The organism is Caulobacter sp. LjRoot300 (assembly GCF_964253875.1).
In the GTDB taxonomy this organism is placed as follows: domain Bacteria; phylum Pseudomonadota; class Alphaproteobacteria; order Caulobacterales; family Caulobacteraceae; genus Caulobacter.
Genome location: NZ_CAXUSA020000004.1, coordinates 516,282 through 540,071 on the forward strand (window position 1 = coordinate 516,282; position 23,790 = coordinate 540,071).

Genomic DNA, 23,790 nt, shown 5'->3' on the forward strand with positions numbered 1-23,790 from the left:
AGGAGCACCAGATGCCCCACGCCAAAATTCTCCTGCCGGCCCAGTGCCGGGGCGCGCGCGGCCTGCTCAGCTGGTCGCAGGGCGAACTGGCCGACCGGGCGGGCGTGTCGCGCAGCACGGTCAAGGACTTCGAGACCGAGCGCCACGCCCTGCACCATAGCACCGAACGCCTGCTGATCGACGCGCTGGAAGCCGGCGGCGTCACGCTGATCCCGCCCGGCGGCGACCATGGGGCCGAGGCCGGGGCGGGCGTAAGACTGAAACTGGCCAGCTAGGAACGCGCCAAGAGGGGGCAAGACCACGTGAACCACGCGATGTCGCCGGCGGACTACAAGGACCTGGTGCTGTTCCTGGCCACGGCGGGCATCGTCGCGCCGCTGTTCAAGCGGCTGAAGCTGAACCCGATCCTCGGCTTCCTGATCGCCGGGGTGGTCCTGGGCCCGTTCGGCCTGGGCGCCCTGAGCCGCAGCTTCCCGTGGCTGGACTACGTCACCGTCGACAACCCGCAGGAAATCGCCCAGCTGGCCGAGTTCGGGGTGGTGTTCCTGCTGTTCATGATCGGGCTGGAGCTGTCGTGGGAGCGGCTGCGGCTGATGCGCAAGCTGGTGTTCGGGCTGGGCGCCCTGCAGATGATCGGCTGTTCGCTGGCCCTGGGGCTGATCGCCATGGCCCTGGGCCAGCCGCCGGTGGCGGCCCTGGCGATCGGCGCGGCCCTGACCCTGTCCTCCACCGCCATCGCCGTGCCGGTGCTGGTCGAGCGCAAGCGGCTGCACGCCGAGGGCGGCCGGGCCACCTTCTCGGTGCTGCTGTTCCAGGACCTGGCGGTGGCCCCGATCCTGATCACCCTGGCGATCCTGGGCCGCGGCGACGGAACCTTCGGCCTGGGCGACCTGCTGGCCCTGGGCCCGGCGGCGGTCGGACTGGGGGCGATCGTGCTGTTCGGCCGCCTGGCCCTGCGGCCGATGATGCGCTCGGTGGCGAAGGCCAAGAGCGAAGAGATGTTCATGGCCGCCTGCCTGCTGGTGATCATCGGCGCGGGGCTGGTGGCGTCGCTGTCGGGCCTGTCGATGGCCCTGGGCGCCTTCGTGGCCGGCATCCTGCTGGCCGAGACCGAGTACCGCCACGAGGTCGAGGTCAAGATCGAGCCGTTCAAGGGCCTGCTGCTCAGCCTGTTCTTCGTGTCGCTGGGCATTCGCCTCGACCTGTCGCTGCTGGTCGCCTCGCCGGCCCTGGTGCTGGGCGTCGCGGTCGGCCTGCTGGTGGTCAAGGGCGTGATGATCATGGGGCTGGGCCGGCTGTTCGGCCTGTCGAACCGGGCGTCCATCGAGGCCGCCCTGACCCTGGCGGCCGGCGGCGAGTTCGCCTTCGTGATCCTGGACAACGCCATGGCGGCCAGCGTGGTCTCCGACCAGATCGGCCAGGCCGTGCTGGTGGCCGCGACCCTGACCATGTTCCTGATCCCGCTGCTGTCGGGCCTCGGCGGGCGACTGGCCAGGAAGGCGGCGGCGCCGGTCAGCGAGGCGCCCGACCTGGTGGGCCTGCACAGCGAGGAGCCGGCGGGCCGGGTGCTGGTGGTCGGCTACGGCCGGGTCGGGCGGCTGGTCGGCGACATGCTGGACCGCCACGACCTGCCGTGGATCGCCATCGACCGCGACCCCGGCTTCGTCCAGCAGGGCCGCCGCGCCGGCCACCGGGTCTATTTCGGCGACGCCTCGCGGGTCGAGCTGCTTGAGCGCTGCGGCCTGGACCATGCCCGGGCCGTGGTGGTGACCATGGACTCGCCGGAAGCGGCCGAGGCGGTGGTGGCCACGGCGCGCGGCCATCGCCCCGACCTGACCATCGTCGCCCGGGCCCGCGACGCCCGCCACGCCGCCCGGCTCTACGAGCTGGGCGCCACCGACGCCGTCCCCGAGACCATCGAGGCCAGCCTGCAGCTGTCGGAAGCCGTGCTGGTCGACATCGGCGTACCCATGGGCCTGGTCATCGCCTCGATCCACGAACGCCGCGACGAATACCGCAAGGTCCTGAACCGGCCGGACGCCCTGGGCGGCAAGCGCAAGCGGCTTAGGGACGCGGGAAGGGTGTAGGGGCGGTTTTTGTCTGTTGAGCCGCTGACTTTTGATCCGCTCATCCCGGCGAATGCCGGGACCCAGATGGAATGGCTTCGAGGCTGACGCCAAAGGCTCTGAACCCTTCCAATCAACCTCACCGCCAAGGGATCTGGGTCCCGGCATTCGCCGGGATGAGCGGATCAGAAAAGTGGTGGTTCAAGAATAGAAGGCCACGTCCAGGCCGCCGCCCTACTGCCCGGCCTCGATCTTCGCGATCATCTTGCCGGCGTTGTCGTTGGCCGGGTTCAGCGCCAGCGACCGGCGATACTCCGCAAGGCCCCCCTCCCTGTCGCCGGTCGCCGCCAGCGCCTCGGCGTAGCTGTCGTGGGCGTTCCAGCTGTCGGGGTGCTCGGCGACATTGTAGCCGAACAGCGCCTTGGCCTCGGCCGGGCGCGGCGCGAACAGCAGGCGGTAGCCCCAGCCGTTGACGCGCTCCTCGGTGAGATGAAGCTCCGGAAAGCGGCGGCGCGCGTCGGCGACCGAGGCGGCGACGTCGGCGTAGCGGCTCTGCTCGAGCGCGGCCTCCAGCGCCGCCAATCCGCGGGGGCGGCCGAACAGCGCGTCGTGCGCGGCGTCGGCGGCCGACTGCAGCGCGCCCTCCAGCCCCGCGCGATTGGCCAGCAGGACGATGCCGTAGCCCTTGTCCGGATAGAAATCGCAATAGCTCGAGAAGCCGAAGGTGCCGCCGCCGTGGCGCAGGTAGACTTGGCTGTCGGCGGTCTTGGCGATCATCCAGTGGAAGCCGATCGCGCCGGTGTCCGGCGCCCCCCAGGCCGGCTGGTGGGTCAGGGCGATGGCGGGATCGCGCGCGGCCAGTTGGGCGGCGAGGTAGCGCGCCATGTCCGCCGCCGAATAGCGCAACCCGCCGGCCGCGCGGACCACGGGGGCGGTGAGCGCCGGCGTCGCGGGGCCGTTGGGATCATAGCCCTGCGCGACCAGGGCGGTCGACGGCGCGGCGACGCCCGAGGCCATGCCCAGCGGCCGCTCGACATACTGGGCCAGCAAGGCCTCGTACGGGCGGCCGTAGAGCCGTTCCAGCACGATCCCGACCAGCTGCGAAGCGACGTTGGAATGGCGCGGCGCGGCGCCGGGGGTGTCGACCAGGCTGGCCGTGCGCAGGTCGGCCATCAGCTTCTCGGACGTATAGCCCTCAAGGAGCTTGGCGGCGATGAACGGGATCTGCTCGGGCTTGGCGTCGCCGATCGCTTGGCGCCAGTCGGGCAGGTTGTCGGGCAGGGCCGAGGTGGTGTCGACCAGGTCGATCAGCCGCACGGGGCGATCGCCGCGCGCGAGGTTGTCGTAGCCCGGGGGCAGGTATTTGTGCACGTCGTCCGAGGCGGCCGCGCGGCCCTCCAGGATCGCATGGGCCAGCAGCAGGCCGGTGAAGGTCTTGGAGATCGAGCCGATCTCGTAGACGCTGCGCTCGGTCGCTGGCGTGGAGTCGCCGCGCGTGATCAGGCCGGCGTTGTGAAAGCGGGTGCGTCCGCCGTGCACGACGGCGGCGGAGATGCCGTCGACGCGGCCCGTACGCACGAACTCCGCGACGATCGTTCCGACCGGATCCGCCGCCGGGGCCGCGTTCGCCGGGCCGGACAGCGCCAGCGGGATCGCCGGCGCCAGGGCGAGCAGCTCGCGCCGCGCCATGCCGCTTACGCGCGAGGTCGAGGAAGTCCGGGCGATGATGGTCATCAGGGAGGTCCGCTGCCGAGGTTCGCGAGGCAACCTAGGGGCGGCGCGGCCTTCGACATAGTGACATCGGGTTCACCTGCGGGGCCTGGGCTTCGCCGAAGCTTGCGATCGTCGCGATTTCGTATATAACTGACCCGTCAGTTATATACATCGAGCGCCCGCGCCATGCAGACCGGCCAGCCCAAGTGGCGACGACGCAGCGAGGCCCGGCCCGGCGAGATCATCGCCGCGGCGCTGGAGGTGTTCTCCGAAAAGGGCTTCGCCGCCGCGCGGCTGGACGACATCGCCGCCCGGGCCGGGGTCTCCAAGGGGGCGCTCTACCTCTATTTCGAGACCAAGCAGGACCTGTTCCGGGCGGTGGTGCGCGAGACGATCGTCCCCAACCTGGCGACCGTCGCCGGCTTCGTCGCCCAGAGTCCCCTGCCGTTCGGCCAGCTGATCCGCCTGGCCTTCGCCCGCGTCGCCGAGGTGATCACCGAGGGCCGGCTGGGCGCGGTGGTCAAGATGGTGATCGGCGAGTCGCGGAACTTCCCCGAACTGGCCAAGGTCTGGCACGAGGAGGTGGTCTCGGTGATGCTGGGGGCGATCAGCGCGGCGGTGGTCGCCGCCCAGGCGCGCGGCGAGGTGCGGCCCGGCGATCCCCAGCTCTATGTGTTCAGCCTGGCCGGGCCCCTGCTGCTGGGCGTCTTGTGGCGCGAGGTGTTCGTGCCGGTCGGGGTCAAGCCGATCGACCTGAAGGCCCTGCTGGCCCAGCACGCCGAGGTCGTCCTGCAGGGCATGCTGGTCCAGCCGGCGGAGGGGCGCGCATGAAGCCGCAGGTTCGCATCGTCCTGGCCGTCGCCATGCTCGGGCTCGTGGGCTTCGTCGCCTGGCGGCTCTGGGGGCCGGGCGCGGCCCATCCCCGGCGGCTGTCGGGCTATGTCGAGGGCGAGACGCTGTATGTCGGAGCCTCGGCGGCGGGGCCGGTCAGCACGGTGTCGGTGCAGCGCGGTCAGCGGGTCGCCGCCGGCCAGCCGCTGTTCGCCCTGGACGCCGCCCAGCTGGTCGCCGCCCGCGACCAGGCCGCCGCCCAGGCCGCCGCGGCCCAGTCCCAGGCCCTGGACGCCGCCAAGGGCCAGCGGCCCGACGAGCTGGCGGTCTACGACGCCCAGCGCGCCGCCGCCACGGCCGCCCTCGCCGAGGCCCAGGCCGACTACAACCGCATCGCGCCGCTGGCGGCCAAGGGCATCTACGCCCCCGCCCGCCTCGACCAGGCGCGCGCCGCGCTGAAGACCGCCCAGGCCAATGTCCGCACCGTCGAGCAGCAGCGTCGGGTCGGAACCCTGGGCGGGCGAACCGACGCCGTCCGCGCCGCCGAAAGCCAGGCCGCCGCGGCCCGCGAGCAGCTGGCGGTCGTCCAGAACCGCCTGGACCAGATCAGCCCCAGGGCCCCGGTCGCCGCGCGGGTGCAGGACGTCTTCTACCAGCCCGGCGAGTGGGTGGCGGCCAACCAGCCGGTGGTGGCCCTGCTGGCCGACAACCGGGTGCGCCTGCGCTTCTACGTGCCCCAGGCCGAGGTCGCGCTCTACCGGCCAGGGACGCGGATCGCCTTCGCCTGCGACGGCTGCAAGGCCGGGCTCGGGGCCCGGATCAATTTCGTCAGTCCCCGGGCCGAGTTCACCCCGCCGGTGATCTACAGCCGCGACGCCCGCGACCGGCTGGTGTTCCTGGTCGAGGCCCTGCCGGACCATCCGGCCGACCTGCCGCCGGGCCTGCCGGTCGACGTGGTCCCGCTGAAGGCCGCGGGCCGGTGAGCGTCGCCGACCTCGCCGTCGACGTGCGCGGCCTGGACAAGTCGTACGGCGACAAGCACGTGGTCCAGGACCTGACCATCCAGGTGGGGGCGGGCAAGATCACCGGCTTCCTGGGCCCCAACGGCTCGGGCAAGACCACCACCCTGCGCATGCTGTGCGGCCTGCTGACCCCGGACGGCGGCGAAGGGACGGTGCTGGGCCTGGACTTCCGTCGCCGCGCCGAGGCGGTCAAGCGCCAGACCGGCTACATGACCCAGAAGTTCTCGCTCTACGAGGACCTGTCGATCCGCGAGAATCTGGACTTCACGGCGCGGATCTACGGCCTGGATCGCCGGCGGGAGCGGGTGGACGAGGCCCTGGACCGCCTGGGCCTGGCCAATCGCCAGAAGCAGCTGGCCGGCAGCCTGTCCGGCGGCTGGAAGCAGCGCCTGGCCCTGGCCGCCTGCGTGCTGCACGAACCGCGCCTGCTGCTGCTGGACGAACCCACGGCGGGCGTCGATCCCCAAGCGCGAAGGGAGTTCTGGGACGAGATCCACGCCCTGTCGGCCGAGGGCCTGACCGTCATGGTCTCGACGCACTACATGGACGAGGCCGAGCGCTGCCACGACATCGCCTATATCGCCTACGGCCGGCTGATGGCGCGCGGCACGCTGGATGAAGTGATCGGCCAGTCGGGCCTGACCACCTTCCGCGCCGAGGGCCCCGGGGCCGACCGCCTGGGCCGCGAACTGGCCAAGGCGCCCGGCGTGGCCATGGCCGCGCCGTTCGGCGCCGCCCTGCACGTCAGCGGCCAGGACCGCGCGGCGCTCGAGGCCGCCATCGCCCCCTACCGCAAGCCGCCGCTGACCTGGACCGAGGTCTCGCCCACCCTGGAGGACGTGTTCATCCAGCTGATGGCCTCGTCGAAGGACAACTTCCAATGAGCGCCCCAAGGAGCGCCAAGTCTTCCGATCCGGACGCGCCTGGCGATCGCGGCCTGTCGCTGAACCGAATCCTGGCGGTGCTGACCAAGGAATTCATCCAGCTCACCCGCGACAGGCTGACCTATGCGATGATCCTGGTCATGCCGATCGTCCAGCTGCTGCTGTTCGGCTACGCGATCAACAGCGACCCGCGCGACCTGCCGACGGCGGTGCTGGTGCAGGACCACGGACCGATGGCCCGCTCGGCCCTGTCGGCCCTGGCCCACAACGGCTATTTCAAGATCGTCCGCGAGGCCGCTTCGCCCGAGGAACTGGACCAGGCCATCGCCCGGGGCGAGGTGCAGTTCGCCCTGACCATCCCCGCCGACTTCACCCGCCGGGTGGTGCGCGGCGACGACGCCCAGATCCTGGTCGAGGCCGACGCGTCGGACCCCGCCGCCACCGGCGGGGCCATCGCCGCCCTGGCCAACCTTCCGCGTACCGCGCTTTCCCGCGACCTGGTCGGAGCCGCCGCGCGACTCGACGGCGACCCGTTCGAGGTGGTGATCCACCGGCGCTACAATCCCGAGGCCATCACCGCCTACAACATCGTGCCGGGCCTGCTGGGCGTGGTGCTGTCGCTGACCCTGGTGATGATGACCTCGCTGGGCATGACCCGCGAATATGAGCGCGGCACGATGGAGAGTCTGCTGGCCACCCCGGCCAAGCCGATCGAGGTGATGATCGGCAAGCTCTCGCCCTATGTGGTGGTGGGCCTGATCCAGACGGTGGTGATCCTGGTCCTGGCGCGGGTGCTGTTCGCCGTGCCCATGGCGGGCGGCTGGGACGCCCTGGCCGTGGGCGTGGTGCTGTTCATCCTGGGGTCGCTGTCGCTGGGCTTCCTGATCTCGACCGTGGCCCGCAACCAGCTGCAGGCCGTGCAGATGTCATTCTTTTACATTCTGCCGTCGATCCTGCTGTCGGGCTTCATGTTCCCGTTCCGCGGCATGCCGGCCTGGGCCCAGGCCCTGGGCAGCGTGATTCCCGTGACCCATTTCCTGCGGGTGGTGCGTGGGTCTTTACTTAAAGGACTGGGCCTTCTGGACCTGTGGACAAGTCTCGCGGCCCTGGCGGTATTTGTCGTGGCCATCGCCGCCGCCGCCATGTCGCGCTACCGGCGGACGCTGGACTGAGGTAGCCGGCGCCCCTTGTGCGCCGCGGTGAATTCATCCTCGGATGCGGCGCTTTTAAGCATGCCGGCGATGCAAAAAGCGCGCAAGGCCTTGCGCTGCGCGGATTCACATGCGAACCGATACCACGCTGGCGCTTTTTCCGGGACAGTCAGCCGAAACGCTCGGAAGTTGATTTCTGTGGGGGCGGTCAGGTGTTCGCGGCGTCTTCCCTATGGGGCGCCGAAACCTGGCGGGTGTTGCTCTGCTGACACTTTCGCGGATCGCGCGCCTTGGTATAACAATGCTCGGTCGGTCTCGGCCGGTGCAGGGCAATAGAGGGCTCTTGATATGAAACTTCAACTCCTGGCGGGAGTGGCTCTGGCCGCGGTGTTCGCCGCTGGCGCCGCTTCGGCCCAAGAGACCGGCTGGTACGGCGCGGTCGACCTTGGCTACCACTGGCCCGAGGGCATCACTACCGAATCCGAACAGATCCTGCGGGACGGCGCTGCGGCGCACTGGACCTGGTCGACGGATAACGACTGGGCCGGCTTCGTCCGCCTGGGCTACCAGTTCAACCCGAACTGGCGCGCCGAAGTCGAGGGCGGCTATCGTCCCGGCGACCTGACCAGCGTCCGCGGCAACCCGGTCCGTCAGCAGCCGATCGGCCTCTGCACCCCCGGCGTGACCCGCACCGCGGCCGCCCCGACCTGCGGCAGCCCGTCGGGCTCGATCGACTCGTGGTCGCTGATGGTCAACGTCCTGTACGACTTCGCGCCGGAATCGTGGATCAACCCGTATCTGGGCGCCGGCGTCGGCATCAACCGCCTGGACGTCAGCGCGCTGGGCCAATACAGCGGCGTCGGCCCGGTCACCGCGACCAACCCGGCGATCCAGAACCTGACGGCCGACGACGACGATATCGCCATCGCCTGGCAGGCCATCGCCGGCGCCTCGATCAAGGCGACCGACAAGCTGAAGGTCGATGTGACCTATCGCTGGTTCGCGACCCAGGACCACAGCTGGCAAACCACCAGCTCGGGCCCGATCAACCCCGGCGCGTTCGAAGGGCAGTACAAGGATCAATCGCTGACCGTCGGTCTGCGGTACTCCTTCGCGGCTCCGCCGCCCCCGCCGCCCCCTCCTCCGCCCCCGCCGCCCCCGCCGCCGCCTCCCCCGCCGCCTCCTCCGCCCCCGCCGCCTCCGCCGCCGGTGGCCTACGAGGCCAAGGAATTCATCGTCTACTTCCCGTTCGATCAGTACGTGCTGACGCCGGAAGCTCAGTCGGTGGTTTCGGAAGCCGCGAACTACGCGACCTCGGGTCACGCCACCAAGCTGGTGGTCGTCGGTCACACCGACACCTCGGGTTCGCCGAAGTACAACGCCAAGCTCTCGGAGCGTCGTGCGAAGGCCGTGGCTGACGCCCTGGTCGGCGCCGGTGTCGCCGCCGACACCCTGGCCGTTGACTGGAAGGGCGAAAGCGCCCCCGCCGTCGCCACCGGCGATGGTGTGAAGGAACCGCTGAACCGCCGTTCCACGATCTCGATCAACTTCTAAGATCAAGATCACGACAAAGTTGAGGGCCCGGCGGAAACGCCGGGCCCTTTTCTTTTGTCTCGTCTCCTTGCCTCGACCGCCGTCGCGCCAGGGTGGGGAAGCCGAGAAATGAAGGCCAGGGATGCGCCGTGGGCGTCGGATCGCCCGTCGGCGGGAGGCTGGCCGAAGCAAGCGCCTTTCGATGGAATCCGGTCCGCGATCGGATCACTTCTTTGTGGCCCGCGACAGCACGTCGCAGCCGCATTCGCCCTTGCCGTGCAACCCTTTGATCCTACCCAGCATCTTCTCGGCCACCGTCGTTCGTTCACAGCTTGTTAAGAAAAAACTCGCCCGCGGGGCGCATCTCGTCGTTGACGAGTCATTAGCCACTGTGGCCCCATATGTGGGCTGAGGGGGCTCCTCGGCCACAAGATGTAGCGGCTGGGCGGGGCGATCCCTTTTCCGGAACACGCTGATTGATTATGGATTTTGATCATGAACGGCAGTGAAGCGGCGAAGACGACGGCTATTCCCCAGGCCCGCACCGGCGGGATGAAGGCCGAACGTCCGAAACTGGCGCTGGTGCGCAAGGTCGAGGTCGATCGCTCGCGCGACGCCCTGCTGACCGATTTCGGCAAGACCACGCTGGAAGACCGCTACCTGCTGCCGGGCGAGTCCTACCAGGACATGTTCGCCCGCGTGTCGACGGCCTTCGCCGACGACGCCGACCACGCCCAGCGCGTCTACGACTACATGAGCCAGCTGTGGTTCATGCCGTCGACCCCGGTGCTCAGCAACGGCGGCGCCGAGCGCGGCCTGCCGATCAGCTGCTTCCTGAACGCCGTCGACGACAGCCTGGACGGCATCCTGGGCGTCTGGAACGAGAACGTCTGGCTGGCGGCCAACGGCGGCGGCATCGGCACCTACTGGGGCGGCGTCCGGTCGATCGGCGAGAAGGTCAAGGGCCAGGGCCAGACCAGCGGCATCATCCCCTTCATCCGCGTGATGGACAGCCTGACCCTGGCGATCAGCCAAGGTTCGCTGCGCCGCGGCTCGGCGGCCGTCTATCTGGACATCCACCACCCGGAAATCGAAGAGTTCCTGGAGATCCGCAAGGCGTCTGGCGACTTCAACCGCAAGTCCTTGAACCTGCACCACGGCATCTCGATCACCGACGAGTTCATGCACGCCGTCCGCGACGGCCACAAGTTCGGCCTGCGCTCGCCCAAGACCAACGAGGTCCTGCGCGAGGTCGACGCCCGGGCCCTGTGGCAGAAGGTGCTGGAGCTGCGCCTGCAGACCGGCGAGCCCTATCTGATCTTCTCCGACACCGTGAACCGGGCCATGCCCCAGCACCAGCGCGAGCTGGGCCTGAAGGTCCGCCAGTCCAATCTGTGCAGCGAAATCATGCTGCACACCGGCGTCGACCACCTGGGCAACGACCGCACCGCCGTCTGCTGCCTGTCGTCGGTCAACGCCGAGACCTTCCTGGAGTGGCGCGACCATCCGATGTTCATCGAGGACATCATGCGCTTCCTCGACAACGTCCTGCAGGACTTCATCGACCGTGCCCCGGACGCCGCCTCGACCGCCGCCTACGCGGCCATGCGCGAGCGCTCGGTGGGCCTGGGCCTGATGGGCTTCCACAGCTTCCTGCAGAGCCAGAACGTGCCGTTCGAGAGCGCCCTGGCCAAGAGCTGGAACATGCGGATGTTCAAGCACCTGCGCCGCGAGGCCGACAAGGCGTCGATCGCCATCGGCCAGGAGAAGGGCCCCTGCCCCGACGCCGCCGAGCGTGGCTCGCTGGAGCGCTTCTCGCACAAGCTGGCCATCGCCCCGACCGCCTCGATCTCGATCATCTGCGGCGGCACCTCGGCCGGCATCGAGCCGATCCCGGCCAACATCTACACCCACAAGACCCTGTCGGGTTCGTTCGCGGTCAAGAACCCCTATCTGGAGCGTCTGCTCGAGGAGAAGGGTCAGAACACCGACGCGGTCTGGGGCTCGATCCTGGAGAACGAAGGCTCGGTCCAGCACCTGGACTTCCTCAGCCAGGACGACAAGGACGTCTACAAGACCGCCTTCGAACTGGACCAGCGCTGGGTGGTCGAGCTGGCCGCCGACCGCACGCCGGAAGTCTGCCAGAGCCAGTCGGTGAACATCTTCCTGCCCGGCGACGTCGACAAGTGGGACCTGCACATGCTGCACTGGCAGGCCTGGGAGCGCGGCGTGAAGTCGCTGTACTACCTGCGCTCCAAGTCGGTGCAGCGAGCGTCCTACGCCGGCTCGGACGTGGCGGTGGCGGGGCCTCTCAACGGCTTCGACGCGCCGTCCAAGACCGACTACGAGGAATGCCTGGCCTGCCAGTGATCCGGCCCGGGCGAACGCTCGGCAAGTCCTGAAAATCAACGGCGTCGCGGACCTCCGCGGCGCCGTTTTCGCGTCGGGAACCATCGCCCGCAAGAAATGTTCATGACGTGGGGATTTGTCCCATGGACGTCACTCGGATTCCGAGTAGGCTTTCGATGGGGATATGGGTTCTGGGGACCTGAATGCGTGCTTGCACGGCGTTTGTCGCGATCTTGGGGGTGAGCGCTCTGGCTGTCGCCGCCGCGCAGGCCGCGCCGATGCGGTCCGCCCCGACAAAAGCCGCCAAGTCGTCAAGGCCTTCAGATAGGGCGTTCAGCGCCGTCCGCAAGCCTGCCTCGCCCAGTTTCGTCGTCGACCTGCGCGCCGGCGCGCCCGTGGACCTGGGCGTCCGCAACGTCCGGCCCGCCACCAGCAGCGCGGTCGGCTTCGCCGAGGCGCCCGCCACCAGGACCGGCCGCGACAGCGATCCCACCTTCGCGCTCTCGCCCGCCGGCGCCCATGGCGACGCCGGCCTGCTGGACGCCAACCGCTATTACGAGGGCCGCGGCCCGGTCACCTGGCGGTCCAACGCCTTCGTGGTCGGCGAGGGCCATCACGCCGTCGACTCGGTCCGCGTGTCGGTGGCCAGCGTCGCGCCGCTGGGCCAGACCCGGCCCCTGGCCCTGGTGCGGCCCGAACAGGACAGCTTCGAGGACCGCGACGTCGACGTCACCGTGACCCGCGGCTGGCCGGCGGCCGTGTCGCTGGGGGCCGGCAAGTACGCCCTGGACGTCACGCCGCACGCCGGCCTGGGCATCGGCGGGGCCGGCGGCTCGGCCGAGGCGGGCGCGACGGTGCGGTTCGGCAAGAAGATGGGCGACCAGGTGGTCAACTCGCTGGGCGTCGAGGACGGCCGCCAGTTCGGCCAGCAGGGGCGCTGGTACATGTTCGCCGCCGCCAGCGGCCAGGCCGTGGGCCTGAACATGCTGCGCAGCGGCGACGGCGACTGGAGCCGCGCCGGGGTCACCACCGACGCCAGCAGCAAGCTGGTCGGCGACGGCCAGGCCGGCCTGGCCTGGCGCAAGGGGCCTATGCAAGCGTCGTTCGGCTATGTGCACCGCAAGATCAGGGCCAAGGACCAGATCATGGGCATGGCCACCCAGAAGGACGAGATGGTCGCCTTCTCGTTCAGCCTGAGGCCGCACTGGTAGGACAGCCGCGCCGGCGCGATGTGCTTCGGCGCTTGAGTTTCGGGCCCAGATCATGCAGCTAGCGCCCGTCCTTCACCGAGCCTTCAGCCGGGCCTCCAGCCGAGCCATCCAGCGTCATGAGCGATAGCGAGCCTCCTCGCCGCAAGATCCTGAGCCTGAAAAGCGGCGTCGCCGCGCCGGGCGGCCCGCCGCCGCTCGAGCGCATCCCGCGGCCGGCCGGCGCCAAGCGCGTCGTGATGAGGGCTCCGGAGCCGCCGCCCGCGCCGCCGCCCACGGGCGACTTCAAGTGCAAGCCCTGCGGCGCGCGCTTCGACCCGCCGGCCGAGCTGGCCGACGAGGACTCGGTGCGCTGCCCGTCGTGCAACGCCCGCCTGGGCCTGGCCGCCGACTTCCGGGCCGATCCGCCGCGCGTCGAGAAGCTGCGCGCCCGCTACCTCAAGAAATAGGCTCTTCCCGTTCGACGCCGGGGCCCACCGCCGGATTGGCCCCCGGATCGGCCGCCAGGTCGATGGGCGGTTCGTCCGGCGCGGCCAGGGCCGGCGTCAGGATCGGATCCTTGACCGTCTGACGCCGCGTCGCGGCCTGGCGCCTGAACAGGCCACGCCACAGGGGCTCGGGCGCCGGGATGGCGCTGGACCACAGCCCGCCGCTGATCGCCAGGGCCTCGGCGTCGTCGAAGGTCCGCCGCATGAGCGCGGTCTCGAACTTCATCATGTTGAAATGCGAGAAGCTGGCCGGGATCGAGGCGGACCAGAGCGGCAGGCTGTGGCGGGCGCAGAAGCCGGCGGCCACGCTCAGCGCCTGACGGTACGAGAACCGCAGCATGGTCTCGAAGCTACGCCCCATGATCGAGGCCACGCCGGGCTGGGTGGTGAGGGGCGAGGGATCGAGCACGGTGTTGAAGATCACATAGACCCGGCCACGCCGCAGGCGCTGGCCCAGCTCGCGCCAGCGCAGCAGGGCGTCGGGCATCAGGAACAGCGGCGCGGCGATGCCGCCGTCGGCGTGCATCTCCTGATAGCGTGTCACGCCGCCCTCACCGTCAGGGGCCTCGACATCGATCAGCTTGGGCGGGAACAGGCCCGGCAGGGTGGCCGAGGCCACCAGCACGTCGCGGAACAGCCGCACGGCCGCCTCGCCGCCCCGGCTGGCGATCTCGCCCATGTCCCAGATCGTCGCCTTCTGGCTGTCGAGGTTGGTGGTGGCGATCAAGAGGCGCCGGCCGCGGGCGTGCTCGCCAGCGATGGCTTCGATCATCTCCAGGTCGACGAACGGCGCGACCAGCCCGTCCAGCGACTCGCCGCGGAACAGGCTGGGTCCCAGGGTCGGACCCAGGCGCTTGAGGCTGAGCAGGTCGGCCGCGTGGCCGCCGACATAGGCCTCGGCCAGGCGGTCGTCCCAGGTCGGGCCGAGGAAGGCGAACGGCGCGATCAGGGCGCCGGTGCTGACGCCGGTGACGATGGCGAACCGCGGCCGGGTCCCGGCCTTGGTCAGGCCCACCAGGGCCCCGGCCCCAAAGGCGCCGCCGGCCGCGCCGCCGGACAGGGCCAGGATGTTGAAGTCGTCGCGGCCCAGCAGCGGCCGCAGCGGGGCCAGGCGGTCGGCGACGCTGCGCAGGGCCTCGTCGGCCTCGTCGATGCTGAGCCGCACCCCGGGAAAGCCGGCGGCCTCGATGGTATTGTCGGCGTGGCCCAGCGGGGCGGGCAGGCGTTTGCCGCGCTGGGCGTTCGCCGCGCGGTCCCGGAAAAAGCTCTGGACGGTCTTCTTGGAGTCCGGCGGGGTGTTCAAGGCGCGTCCAACCTACGAGGTCAGGGGTGACCGCTCGAGGCCAGGACCACCCCGACCAGCACGGCGGCGTAGTGCAGGCCGGCGCCGCCGATCACGTGACCATGCCAGATCGCCCGCCGGAACTTCAGCCGCTTCATCAGGTAGAACACCGTACCTGTCGAATAGATCACCCCGCCGAGCGCGAGCAGCAGCAGGGCCGCCCAGCCCATGCCGGCGATCATCGGCTTGATGGCCACCAGCACCAGCCAGCCCAGGGCCAGGTACAGGCCGACCCAGAAACGCTTGTCCAGGCCCGGCAGGAACAGCTTGGCGGCGACGCCGATCCCGGCCACCGACCACACCGCCGTGGTCATGCCGATCGCCCACCAGCCGTGCAGGTTCTGGGTGGTGAACGGGGTGTAGGAGGCGGCGATCATGATGAAGATGCCGGCGTGGTCGAAGCGGCGCAGCAGCGGCCGCCAGCGGGCCTTGGCGAAGTTGTAGGCGGTCGACAGCGACAGCATGGTGATCAGGCCGACGGTGTAGACGGCGATGGCCGCCACCTGGCTCAGCGAGCCCAGCCCGAAGGCCAGGCCCAGCATGATGCCGCCGCCCAGCAAGGCGCAGGCCAGGCCGGCCAGGTGCACCACCAGGTCGGCGCGCTTGGCGCCGGGCGTCGGATAGTGGTTGGCCGCGACCGTCGCCGGAACCTGCGCCGCGGGCGTGGTCGGGATGATGCTGGTCGTCTCGGTCATGGCCCCACTCTACGCGCGATCGGTGACATATAAACGCCGATCATCGTGGCTGGGATAGGGCCGACGATGTTATTTCGCTCAGCCGCCGCTCGCCGGTGAGAGCGCCGCGAAGTGGCGGAGGCCCAAACGCGTTGTCATCCCGGAAGCCTCGCAGAGGCTGTCCGGGACCCAGGGGACTGGGCGAAGGCCTTGCGGTTCCCCTGGGTCCCGGACAAGCGCTGCGCGCTTTCCGGGATGACAACCTTGTGGGATCAGTTGCGTAAGCGCCTCAGCCCAGCAGGCCATGCGCTCCGTCCCAGGCCAGCTTGGCCCCGACCGCGATCAGCAGCAGGTAGATGACCTTGTAGAAGCCCTCGGCCGGCACGCGGCGCACCAGCCAGACGCCGGCCCAGGTCGAGGCCAGGGCCAGGGGCAGCAGCACGGCCGCCGTGGTCAGCACCTGGGGCGTGAACTGGCCCAGGGCGACATAGGCCGGGACCTTCATCCAGTTGACCGTGGCGAAGAAGATGGCGCTGGTGCCGATGAACACGTCGCGCGGCAGGCGGCGGGGCAGGACATAGATTTGGAACGGCGGGCCGCCGGCGTGGGCAACCTGGCTGGCGAAGCCGGCGACCGCGCCGCACAGGGCGCCCAGCCAGGGCCGGCCGGGTCCGGCCTCGACCGCCTCGGCCGCCTTGACCGCCCGCTCGGCCCACAGGCGCTGCAGCGAGAAGGCGATCGAGATCACGCCGATCGACAGCTCGACCGCCGCCACCGACACCCGGGCCGCCAGCAGCCAGCCGACGAAGACGCCGGCCGCCGCGGCCGGCAGCATCAGGAGCAGCAGACCCCTGTCCCAGGTCCTGCGGAACGACCAGACGCTGACCACGTCCTGGGCCAGCAGGATCGGCAGGGTGATCGCCGCGGCCAGCACCGGCGAGATGACCAGCGCCATCAGCGGCACCGCCACCACCCCGATCCCGGCGAACCCGCCCTTGGCCAGGCCCAGCAGGATCACGGCGGGAATGGCGACGGCGTAGAACAGCGGATCGGTCAGCATGGGTGGGTGTTAGCAGGGTTGCGGCGGGTTTCCCAAGGGGCCGTGCGGCGAACACTTGCCCCCTACGGGCCTTCGGCCGTCTTCCCCCACAGGGGGGAGAGCCCCGCCGCCGGCGCCGCGCTTGAGGCTCCGCCCCCTGTGGGGGCGGACAGACCGCGAAGCGGTCAGGTGGGGGCAAGTGTCAGCGGGCAGGGCTCTCGACTTCGCCCCTCCGACTTTCGCCGACCTTCGTGGGGCGGATGCTGGCCTTCACCAAGCTGACATTGGGAATGTCAGTGAGGGTGGGATTCGGTCGCCCCCGGGGCCATTTTCGCGAGAGCTTCACTGCACGCACAGGTCGAGCTTGCATTTCACCGCTGGCCCTGTGTTCTTTGAATTCCCGCTCGGAACCCTGGGACGAGCCTGGCAGCGATGGGATCGCATCATGGGTCAACAAATCGCCGATCGTCGGCTCGTTCTGTCGAGGCGCTTCGCCGAGGTCGCCCTTGCGTGTTTTGGCTATTTCATCGTTGTGCTTGTCCTGCTGCACGGTCTGCGGCCGGACTACACACCCGTCGATCATATGATCAGCGACTATGCGGTCGGGCGTCTTGGCTGGGTGATGACGACGGCCTTCGTGGCGCTGGCCATGGGCTGCCTGATGCTCGGATTGGGAATGGCCGCAGCCGGCCCCAAATCCTTGCCGGGCCGCGCCGCTGTGTTGCTCCTGTGGGTCGTGACGCTGGGCTCGTTGGTGACGGCGATCTTTCCCACCGACCTTGAGACGGCGGCCACGACAACAACGGGCAACATCCACACCGCCAGTTTTCTGGTCAATGTGTTTAGCGTGATCCTGTGCGCGTTGCTCTTCGCCGTCAGCTTCCACCAAAGCGAGGACTGGCGCGGGTATCGGTGGATTGGCTTGGCTTTGGCGATCGCCTTGCTCGCGGCGTTCGTCGCCCAGTTCCTGACCCTGCATCGGGGCGCGCCCTATGGCCTGACGAACCGTCTCTTCGTCGCCGTGCTCATGGTCTGGTTCCTGGCGACCGCCAGGCAACTCCGCCGCGTTGCCCTTCTTCGGCAAAGCGCCCTGACGGCCAAGGCGTAGCTGGGCGGGGCAACCGTCCGCTGTGGGTCGAAATAGGAACTTGGAGGCCATCCAAAATCCTCGGGTTAGATTCTCCCCTACCCCGCCGCCCCCTGGCTCTCCCAGCCCTCGACGAACGGGAACCGCGCTTCCCAGAACGCCGCCAGCCGCGGATCGGCGTCCACCCGCTTCACCACCTCGCTCATCTTCGGCGCGACCTCGTAGAACCGCTTGCGACGCGGCCCCCAACGGCTGACCACGGCGACATAGAGGTCGAGCACGGTCAGGTCGTCGCCCAGGAGATACCGGCCGGGCGATAGCTGGCTTTCCATCATGCCCCAGCACGCGGCGATGCGGTCGGCGGTCGCGGCCTTGATCCGGGCCTGGACCTCGGGATCGGGCCCGCCCAGGCGCGAGGGATCGTCGCGCACCCAGAACAGCGAATAGATCGAGGCCGGCACGAACACCATCCAGCGCAGGAACTGGCCGCGCAGGGGCGAATCGGGCGACGGAGCCAGCCGCGCCTCCGGGAAACGGTCGGCCAGCCAGATCAGGATGGCGGCGCTTTCGGTGATCGTCTCGCCGTCGGGCGTGACCAGGGCCGGGATTTGCCTGAGCGGATTGACCCCGGCCACCTTGGCCTGCTGGGCCGCGCCCTCCCAGGTCGGCGCCTCGACGACGTCATACGACTGCCCCAGCAGGGTCAAAGTCGCTTCGACCGGCACGGACCCCGAGCCAAGCGCGCCATAGATGGTGTAAGCTTGATTCATCTTTCGTTACCCAATCTACCCACAACATGTTGTGTGCTGCGACGTCGTGACCACTAGATGATCCCGACCGCTGCGGTACCAAGAGACTCTAGACCGTCCGTCCGATTCGCGTCCGCCTGCCCTGGAGCCGTCCTCGATGTCCGCCAAGCTGATCACCACGCCCGGCCTGCTGACCCCCTCCGGCGCCTACAAGCCCTTCCGCTATCCGTGGGCCCACGACTTCTGGAAGAAGCAGCAGCAGGTCCACTGGATGCCCGAGGAAGTGCCGCTGGGCGAGGACCTCAAGGACTGGGCCGTCAAGCTGAACGACAAGGAACGGAACCTGCTGACGCAGATCTTCCGCTTCTTCACCCAGTCCGACGTCGAGGTCGCCGACAACTACATGGAGCGCTACGGCCGGGTGTTCAAACCCACCGAAGTGAAGATGATGCTGTCGTCGTTCGCCAATATGGAGACCATCCATATCGCGGCCTACGCCCTGCTGCTGGAAACCATCGGCATGCCGGAGAGCGAGTTCGGCGCGTTCATGGAATACCAGGCCATGCGCGACAAGCATGACTTCATGCAGAAGTTCGGCGTCGATTCCAACGCCGACATCGCCCGCACCCTGGCCATGTTCGGCGGCTTCACCGAGGGCCTGCAGCTGTTCGCCTCGTTCGCGATGCTGATGAACTTCCCGCGCTTCAACAAGATGAAGGGCATGGGCCAGATCGTCTCGTGGTCGATCCGCGACGAGAGCCTGCACTGCGAAGGCATCATCAAGCTGTACCACACGTTCAACAAGGAGACCGGGGCGGTCACCAAGGCCGTGGCCGACGACATTGTCGACTGCTGCAAGACCGTGGTCACCATGGAGGACGCCTTCATCGACCTGGCCTTCGAGCAGGGCGACGTGCAGGGCATGACCCCCAACGACATCAAGCAATATATCCGGTTCATCGCCGACTGGCGCCTGCGCCAGCTGGCCCTGCCGGAAGTCTACGGCGTGAAGGAAAACCCGCTGCCCTGGCTGCAGTCGCTGCTGTCGGGCGTGGAGCACGCCAACTTCTTCGAGGCCCGGGCCACCGAATATTCCAAGGCGGCCACCCGGGGCCAATGGCACGGCGCGGAAGGCGTGTGGTCGAGCTTCGACACCATGCTGCAGAAGCGCTCCGAGAACACCCTGCCGGCGGAATAGAACAGCCACAAGAAGCAGGGACAAACGGGGATAACATGCCGCCGCCCTCGCAAGGGGGCGGCGTTTCTTTGCCTGTGGGCGTGTTCAGGGTCCATGCCCACCTACGTCCGTCATCCCGGGCGTTGTGCCGGAGCTATCGCCTCTGGATTTGCTCCGAAAAAAGCTGTCATCCCGGACAAGTTCGGCGAAGCCGGGCGCCGATCCGGGACCGCCGCAAGCGCCGAGCTCACGCGTCGGTCCCGCACTTTAATGTGGGGAATTTAAGATGCGGGGAACCCAAGCAGCCTTGGACATGGCGTCCCACTCGGCTTGGGTCCCCCGAACAAGTCTGGGAGACGGAATTTTCGAGTTGATGAAGCGCTAGATGACCGGCATAGGCGCGGCCCTGTTGGCGGCGGCTACGTCTTGAGGAAGCCCCCCAGCAGGTCGCCGACCGCGCCGCCCAGGCCCTCGGTCGGCAACTGGCCGCCGGGCGTCAGGCGGTCGACCAGGCCCGGCAGCAGCTCGGCCAGCTTGGCCGCCCCGACCTGCGGATCGACGCCCAGCTTCTCGGCGAACTGGCCGATCGCGCCCGAGCCGAGCACGGCCTGGATCTGTTCGGCCGAGATCGGGTGGTTGGCCCCGGTGGAAACCCAGGACTGGGCGATCTCGCCGAGGCCGCCCTTCTGGAACGCTTCGACGAGACCGCTGACGCCGCCAGCCGCGCCCTGGCTGGCGATGGTCTCGACCAGGCTCGAAAGGTCGCCGCCGCCATGGCCGCCGACGGCGCCCATCAGATTATCCAGCAAGCTCATGCGACTCTCTCCGGCTGACAGGCGTCCGGAAGCGGGCGCCAGGGAAATCCAAGGTCCGACCGTGAGCGGGTCGCGACGACGCGCGCCTCTACGGCCGGTCCTTCTTCGGGATGGCCGCGACCTGCTCGGCCGAGAGCTTGGTGATCGACTTGGCCATGATCGGCATGGCGAAGCCGAAGCCGTCGGACACCCGCAGGTCCAGGTCCATCGGATGGCAGACCTGGTCGATGCCGCGGACCACCGACACCAGGTGCACGCCGGGCGAGGTCAGCTGGCTGGTGCCGTGCGACAGCTCCACCTGGTAGACGTCGCGGTTGCGCACCTTCAGGTACAGGGTGTCGCGGTCGGGGGCGCTCCAGCCGTCCCAGTCGGACAGGTAGAAGCAGGTTCGGGCCGGCTTGGCGACGGCCTTGGCGTCGTCGGGCGCGTTGGCGGCCAGGGCCGGCGCCGAGGCGGCCAGGAGCGCCGTCGTCAGCAGGCCGGCCCGGATCATGGATTTGACGTTCATGGCGGTCTTCCTAACCGATGTCCCTCGGGGGAAGAGATTGGTCTTCTCCCCCCCGAAGTCAATCGGTCGCGCTTGGCGGCCTCAGGCCTTGGCGGGCTCGGCTTCGGGCTCGGGATCGTCCAGCTCGCCCTCCCACTTGGCGACCACCGCGGCGGCGACGGAGTTGCCGACCACGTTGGTGGCGCTGCGGCCCATGTCCAGCAGGTGGTCGACGCCCAGGACCAGGGCGATCCAGGCCTCGGGCAGGCCGAAATAGGTCAGGGTGGCCATGATCACCACCAGCGAGGCGCGCGGCACCCCGGCGATGCCCTTGGAGGTGACCATCAAGAGCAGCAGCATGAAGATCTGCTGCTGGAGGCTCAGGTGCACGCCGTGGGCCTGCAGGATGAACATGGTGGCGAACGTGCAGTACAGCATCGAGCCGTCGAGGTTGAACGAATAGCCCAGCGGCAGGACGAACGAGACGATGCGGCGGCGGATGCCCAGCTTGGGCAGGGCGTCGAGGATGCGCGGATAGGCGGCTTCCGAACTGGCGGTCGAGAAGGCCAGCAGGGCCGGCTCGCGGATGGTCGCGAACAGCGGCAGGGCTCGCTTGCCCAGCACGACGAAGGCGGCCAGGAACAGCAGCAGCCACAGGGTGGCCATGGTGGCGTAGAAGCCGATCACGAACTTGCCGTAGACCAGCAGCATCGAGATGCCCTGGTCGGCGATGGTCGAGGCCAGGGCGCAGAAGATCGCCAGCGGGGCCAGCTTCATCACGAAGCCGGTGACCTTCAGCATGATCTGGGCGCCCTGTTCGGCCAGCTCCAGGATGTGCGGGGCCTTGTTGTCCAGCGAGGCGACGGCCGTGCCGACGAACAGGCTGAACACCACGATCTGCAGGATCTCGTTCTTGGCCATGGCGTCGAAGATCGAGGTCGGCACCAGGTGGGTCAGGAAGCCCTGCAGGGTGAAGGTCTCGGTCGAGGCGGCCGGGGCGTTGGCCGCGGCGTTGGTCGCCTCGTTCAGCACCAGGCCCGCGCCGGGATGCAGCAGGTGCACCATCAAAAGGCCCAGCAGCAGCGAGACGGCCGAGGCGCTGATGAACCAGCCCATGGTCTTGGCGCCGATCCGGCCGACGGCGGCGGCGTCCTCCATGTGGGCGATGCCGGCCACCAGGGTGGTGAAGACCAGCGGGGCGATGATCATCTTGATCAGCCGCAGGAACAGGTCGGTGCCCATCTTGAACCACTTGACCGCCTCGGCGGTCTGGGCGGGGTCGAGGTACTGGTTGCAGGCCCAGCCCACCAGGATCCCCAGGACCATGGCGGCGATGATCAGGTAGGCGAAACGTCGGTTCATGGGTTCCCCAGTGGCTCCCCCCTCGAGCGCGGACGCTCGAGCGCTTTGGTGTCGTCACGGGGGTGAGGCTTTCCGCTTCGCGCCGCCGCTCAGGTCGTTGCGACCCTTGTGGCCGACGAAATCGGCTTCGTCCATGCCCCAGGGCCCCTGGCGAGCCCACTTCCGGCCTTAGCCTAGAAAAGCCCGCGGAACGCTGATATAGGGCGCCATGTCAAACCAAGAAAAAGCAATCGCCGCGGTCGAGCGGCTCAATCAGGAATACGAACGCGCCGTCGACGCCCTGCGGACCGCGCTTCGCGCCTATCTCGAACATGGGACCCGGCCCGACCCGCAAACGCGGTTCGACGGCACGTTCGCCTATCCCGAGCTGCGGCTGATCTACGATCCCGAGGCCCTGCCGCCCAAGCTGGCGCGCTCTTACGCCCGGGTCAGCCGGCCCGGCGTCTACGCCACCACGATCACCAAGCCCAATCAGTTCCGCGACTATCTGGTCGAGCAGCTGACCCTGCTGATGAACGACTTCCAGGTGGAGATCGAGATCGACCGGTCCAGCCAGGAGATCCCCTATCCCTACGTGCTGGACGCCAGCATCGACCTGAACCAGGCCGACGTCCGCAGCGAGGACATCGCCCGCTTCTTCCCGACCACGGACCTGGCCTTCATCGGCGACGAGATCGCCGACGGGGTCTGGAACCCGGCCATGGAGGAGAACCGGCCGCTGGCCCTGTTCGACGGCCTGCGCACCGACTTCTCGCTGGCCCGCCTGAAGCACTACACCGGCGCCCCGGCCGAGCACGTGCAGCAGTTCATCCTGTTCACCAACTACCACCGCTATGTCGACGAGTTCGTGCGCTGGGGCATCGAGCAGCTGGGCCAGGAAGGCGGTCCCTACGAGGCGCTGTCGTGCTCGGGCGGACTGATGATCACCGCCAACACCGCCAATCCCGAACTGGCGGTGGCCGAATCGACCTGGCGCAAGCACCAGATGCCGGCCTACCACCTGATGGCCCCCGGCGGCCGGGGCATCACCCTGGTCAATATCGGCGTCGGCCCGTCCAACGCCAAGACCATCTGCGACCACCTGGCGGTGCTGCGCCCGCAGGCCTGGCTGATGATCGGCCACTGCGGCGGCCTGCGCGACACCCAGACCATCGGCGACTACGTGCTGGCCCACGCCTATCTGCGCGACGACCACGTGCTGGACGCCGTGCTGCCGCCCGAGATCCCGGTGCCGTCGATCGCCGAGGTCCAGCGCGCCCTCTACGACGCCTCCAAGGCGATCAGCGGCGACTCGGGCGACCAGCTGAAGAAGCGCCTGCGGACGGGCACTGTGGTCACCACCGACGACCGCAACTGGGAACTCCGCCACAGCCTGTCGGCCCTGCGCTTCAACCAGAGCCGGGCCGTGGCCATCGACATGGAATCGGCGACCATCGCCGCCCAGGGCTACCGCTTCCGGGTGCCGTACGGGACGCTGCTGTGCGTGTCGGACAAGCCTCTGCACGGCGAGATCAAGCTGCCGGGCCAGGCCAACGCCTTCTACGAGCGGGCGATCAGCCAGCACCTGCAGATCGGGATCCTGACCTGCAAGCTGCTGCTGGAGGAAGGGCCGAACCTGCACTCGCGCAAGCTGCGGGCCTTCGACGAGCCGCCGTTCCGGTGACGTCGCCAAACTAGATCCTCCCCCTGTGGGGGAGGTGTCGGCGAAGCCGACGGAGGGGGGCGTGACCGGCCGATGGCCGCATCCAGGGTCGATGATCCAAAAACTCCCCCCACCGATCGCTGCGCGATCGCCTCCCCCACGGGGGGAGGT

21 protein-coding genes are annotated in these 23,790 nt (G+C 68.9%); 13 read left to right on the plus strand and 8 right to left on the minus strand.

Going from position 1 to position 23,790, the window contains the following annotated elements; translation table 11 throughout:
• Positions 1 to 11 precede the first annotated feature (11 nt).
• Positions 12 to 275, plus strand: coding sequence for a helix-turn-helix transcriptional regulator (locus tag ACSQ2G_RS16885; protein ID WP_436032799.1), 264 nt, complete (start codon positions 12 to 14; stop codon positions 273 to 275).
• A 39-nt stretch (positions 276 to 314) separates the two neighbouring features.
• Positions 315 to 2,087 (plus strand): cation:proton antiporter domain-containing protein, encoded by a 1,773-nt coding sequence (locus ACSQ2G_RS16890; RefSeq protein WP_436032907.1) that lies wholly within the window; start codon positions 315 to 317, stop codon positions 2,085 to 2,087.
• A gap of 213 nt (positions 2,088 to 2,300) precedes the next feature.
• On the opposite strand, the gene ACSQ2G_RS16895 is transcribed toward ACSQ2G_RS16890, so the two are convergent.
• The gene (locus tag ACSQ2G_RS16895) at positions 2,301 to 3,800 is read right to left on the minus strand and encodes a serine hydrolase (RefSeq protein ID WP_436032801.1); all 1,500 of its coding nucleotides are present in this window, start codon (positions 3,798 to 3,800) and stop codon (positions 2,301 to 2,303) included.
• A 165-nt stretch (positions 3,801 to 3,965) separates the two neighbouring features.
• Between ACSQ2G_RS16895 and ACSQ2G_RS16900 the strand changes: the two genes are divergently transcribed.
• The 8 genes from ACSQ2G_RS16900 (at position 3,966) to ACSQ2G_RS16935 (ending at position 13,206) form a co-directional block, all read left to right on the plus strand.
• Complete coding sequence (locus tag ACSQ2G_RS16900) at positions 3,966 to 4,610, plus strand: TetR/AcrR family transcriptional regulator (protein ID WP_436032803.1); 645 nt, start codon at positions 3,966 to 3,968, stop codon at positions 4,608 to 4,610.
• Positions 4,607 to 5,593 carry an HlyD family secretion protein gene (locus ACSQ2G_RS16905; protein ID WP_436032805.1) on the plus strand — a complete coding sequence of 329 codons (987 nt, stop codon included), beginning with the start codon at positions 4,607 to 4,609 and terminating at the stop codon, positions 5,591 to 5,593. The genes ACSQ2G_RS16900 and ACSQ2G_RS16905 overlap by 4 nt, the downstream gene beginning before the upstream one ends.
• Complete coding sequence (locus ACSQ2G_RS16910) at positions 5,590 to 6,516, plus strand: ABC transporter ATP-binding protein (protein ID WP_436032807.1); 927 nt, start codon at positions 5,590 to 5,592, stop codon at positions 6,514 to 6,516. Before ACSQ2G_RS16905 ends, ACSQ2G_RS16910 begins: the two co-directional genes overlap by 4 nt.
• Positions 6,513 to 7,688, plus strand: coding sequence for an ABC transporter permease (locus ACSQ2G_RS16915; protein ID WP_436032809.1), 1,176 nt, complete (start codon positions 6,513 to 6,515; stop codon positions 7,686 to 7,688). Before ACSQ2G_RS16910 ends, ACSQ2G_RS16915 begins: the two co-directional genes overlap by 4 nt.
• Positions 7,689 to 8,015: 327 nt before the next feature.
• Positions 8,016 to 9,221: an outer membrane beta-barrel protein gene (locus ACSQ2G_RS16920; protein ID WP_436032811.1), complete on the plus strand. Its 1,206-nt coding sequence runs from the start codon at positions 8,016 to 8,018 to the stop codon at positions 9,219 to 9,221.
• A 468-nt stretch (positions 9,222 to 9,689) separates the two neighbouring features.
• Complete coding sequence (locus ACSQ2G_RS16925) at positions 9,690 to 11,570, plus strand: ribonucleoside-diphosphate reductase subunit alpha (RefSeq protein WP_436032813.1); 1,881 nt, start codon at positions 9,690 to 9,692, stop codon at positions 11,568 to 11,570.
• A gap of 182 nt (positions 11,571 to 11,752) precedes the next feature.
• Positions 11,753 to 12,760, plus strand: coding sequence for a lipid A-modifier LpxR family protein (locus tag ACSQ2G_RS16930; RefSeq protein ID WP_436032815.1), 1,008 nt, complete (start codon positions 11,753 to 11,755; stop codon positions 12,758 to 12,760).
• A 116-nt stretch (positions 12,761 to 12,876) separates the two neighbouring features.
• Complete coding sequence (locus ACSQ2G_RS16935) at positions 12,877 to 13,206, plus strand: hypothetical protein (RefSeq protein ID WP_436032817.1); 330 nt, start codon at positions 12,877 to 12,879, stop codon at positions 13,204 to 13,206.
• Here ACSQ2G_RS16935 and ACSQ2G_RS16940 read toward each other — a convergent pair.
• The 3 genes from ACSQ2G_RS16940 to ACSQ2G_RS16950 all read right to left on the minus strand — a co-directional run bounded on the left by ACSQ2G_RS16940 (position 13,196) and on the right by ACSQ2G_RS16950 (position 16,321).
• Positions 13,196 to 14,548, minus strand: coding sequence for a patatin-like phospholipase family protein (locus ACSQ2G_RS16940; protein ID WP_436032819.1), 1,353 nt, complete (start codon positions 14,546 to 14,548; stop codon positions 13,196 to 13,198). The two genes, ACSQ2G_RS16935 and ACSQ2G_RS16940, sit on opposite strands and share 11 nt — an antisense overlap.
• Positions 14,549 to 14,568: 20 nt before the next feature.
• On the minus strand, positions 14,569 to 15,282 hold the full coding sequence (gene trhA / locus ACSQ2G_RS16945) for a PAQR family membrane homeostasis protein TrhA (RefSeq protein ID WP_310086164.1): 714 nt from the start codon (positions 15,280 to 15,282) through the stop codon (positions 14,569 to 14,571).
• A 268-nt stretch (positions 15,283 to 15,550) separates the two neighbouring features.
• Positions 15,551 to 16,321 (minus strand): sulfite exporter TauE/SafE family protein, encoded by a 771-nt coding sequence (locus ACSQ2G_RS16950; protein ID WP_436032821.1) that lies wholly within the window; start codon positions 16,319 to 16,321, stop codon positions 15,551 to 15,553.
• Between the two features lie 424 nt (positions 16,322 to 16,745).
• On the opposite strand from ACSQ2G_RS16950, the gene ACSQ2G_RS16955 reads away from it, so the two are divergent.
• Complete coding sequence (locus tag ACSQ2G_RS16955) at positions 16,746 to 17,408, plus strand: DUF998 domain-containing protein (RefSeq protein WP_436032823.1); 663 nt, start codon at positions 16,746 to 16,748, stop codon at positions 17,406 to 17,408.
• A 77-nt stretch (positions 17,409 to 17,485) separates the two neighbouring features.
• On the opposite strand, the gene ACSQ2G_RS16960 is transcribed toward ACSQ2G_RS16955, so the two are convergent.
• Positions 17,486 to 18,157 carry a glutathione S-transferase family protein gene (locus tag ACSQ2G_RS16960; RefSeq protein WP_436032825.1) on the minus strand — a complete coding sequence of 224 codons (672 nt, stop codon included), beginning with the start codon at positions 18,155 to 18,157 and terminating at the stop codon, positions 17,486 to 17,488.
• 136 nt (positions 18,158 to 18,293) lie between these two features.
• Here ACSQ2G_RS16960 and ACSQ2G_RS16965 point away from each other — a divergent pair, with 136 nt between their 5' ends.
• The gene (locus ACSQ2G_RS16965; RefSeq protein ID WP_436032827.1) at positions 18,294 to 19,334 is read left to right on the plus strand and encodes a ribonucleotide-diphosphate reductase subunit beta; all 1,041 of its coding nucleotides are present in this window, start codon (positions 18,294 to 18,296) and stop codon (positions 19,332 to 19,334) included.
• A 398-nt stretch (positions 19,335 to 19,732) separates the two neighbouring features.
• Here ACSQ2G_RS16965 and ACSQ2G_RS16970 read toward each other — a convergent pair whose 3' ends face one another.
• The 3 genes from ACSQ2G_RS16970 to ACSQ2G_RS16980 form a co-directional block, all read right to left on the minus strand.
• Positions 19,733 to 20,128 (minus strand): YidB family protein, encoded by a 396-nt coding sequence (locus ACSQ2G_RS16970; RefSeq protein WP_310086182.1) that lies wholly within the window; start codon positions 20,126 to 20,128, stop codon positions 19,733 to 19,735.
• Between the two features lie 88 nt (positions 20,129 to 20,216).
• Entirely contained in the window at positions 20,217 to 20,636 is a 420-nt protein-coding gene (locus ACSQ2G_RS16975; protein WP_436032829.1) for a DUF6491 family protein, read from the minus strand.
• A gap of 81 nt (positions 20,637 to 20,717) precedes the next feature.
• Positions 20,718 to 21,977, minus strand: coding sequence for a dicarboxylate/amino acid:cation symporter (locus tag ACSQ2G_RS16980; protein ID WP_436032831.1), 1,260 nt, complete (start codon positions 21,975 to 21,977; stop codon positions 20,718 to 20,720).
• 208 nt (positions 21,978 to 22,185) lie between these two features.
• On the opposite strand from ACSQ2G_RS16980, the gene ACSQ2G_RS16985 reads away from it, so the two are divergent.
• The gene (locus ACSQ2G_RS16985; protein ID WP_436032833.1) at positions 22,186 to 23,640 is read left to right on the plus strand and encodes an AMP nucleosidase; all 1,455 of its coding nucleotides are present in this window, start codon (positions 22,186 to 22,188) and stop codon (positions 23,638 to 23,640) included.
• The last annotated feature ends 150 nt before the right edge of the window (positions 23,641 to 23,790 follow it).

Coding starts and splice junctions, on each gene's coding strand:
- ACSQ2G_RS16965 (WP_436032827.1), top strand. CDS start 18,294: ATGTCCGCCAAGCTGATCACCACGCCCGGCCTGCTGACCCCCTCCGGC.
- ACSQ2G_RS16885 (WP_436032799.1), top strand. CDS start 12: ATGCCCCACGCCAAAATTCTCCTGCCGGCCCAGTGCCGGGGCGCGCGC.
- ACSQ2G_RS16960 (WP_436032825.1), bottom strand. CDS start 18,157: ATGAATCAAGCTTACACCATCTATGGCGCGCTTGGCTCGGGGTCCGTG.
- ACSQ2G_RS16905 (WP_436032805.1), top strand. CDS start 4,607: ATGAAGCCGCAGGTTCGCATCGTCCTGGCCGTCGCCATGCTCGGGCTC.
- ACSQ2G_RS16895 (WP_436032801.1), bottom strand. CDS start 3,800: ATGACCATCATCGCCCGGACTTCCTCGACCTCGCGCGTAAGCGGCATG.
- ACSQ2G_RS16935 (WP_436032817.1), top strand. CDS start 12,877: ATGAGCGATAGCGAGCCTCCTCGCCGCAAGATCCTGAGCCTGAAAAGC.
- ACSQ2G_RS16950 (WP_436032821.1), bottom strand. CDS start 16,321: ATGCTGACCGATCCGCTGTTCTACGCCGTCGCCATTCCCGCCGTGATC.
- trhA (WP_310086164.1), bottom strand. CDS start 15,282: ATGACCGAGACGACCAGCATCATCCCGACCACGCCCGCGGCGCAGGTT.
- ACSQ2G_RS16975 (WP_436032829.1), bottom strand. CDS start 20,636: ATGAACGTCAAATCCATGATCCGGGCCGGCCTGCTGACGACGGCGCTC.
- ACSQ2G_RS16920 (WP_436032811.1), top strand. CDS start 8,016: ATGAAACTTCAACTCCTGGCGGGAGTGGCTCTGGCCGCGGTGTTCGCC.
- ACSQ2G_RS16980 (WP_436032831.1), bottom strand. CDS start 21,977: ATGAACCGACGTTTCGCCTACCTGATCATCGCCGCCATGGTCCTGGGG.
- ACSQ2G_RS16985 (WP_436032833.1), top strand. CDS start 22,186: ATGTCAAACCAAGAAAAAGCAATCGCCGCGGTCGAGCGGCTCAATCAG.
- ACSQ2G_RS16970 (WP_310086182.1), bottom strand. CDS start 20,128: ATGAGCTTGCTGGATAATCTGATGGGCGCCGTCGGCGGCCATGGCGGC.
- ACSQ2G_RS16930 (WP_436032815.1), top strand. CDS start 11,753: ATGCGTGCTTGCACGGCGTTTGTCGCGATCTTGGGGGTGAGCGCTCTG.
- ACSQ2G_RS16955 (WP_436032823.1), top strand. CDS start 16,746: ATGGGTCAACAAATCGCCGATCGTCGGCTCGTTCTGTCGAGGCGCTTC.
- ACSQ2G_RS16900 (WP_436032803.1), top strand. CDS start 3,966: ATGCAGACCGGCCAGCCCAAGTGGCGACGACGCAGCGAGGCCCGGCCC.
- ACSQ2G_RS16915 (WP_436032809.1), top strand. CDS start 6,513: ATGAGCGCCCCAAGGAGCGCCAAGTCTTCCGATCCGGACGCGCCTGGC.
- ACSQ2G_RS16890 (WP_436032907.1), top strand. CDS start 315: ATGTCGCCGGCGGACTACAAGGACCTGGTGCTGTTCCTGGCCACGGCG.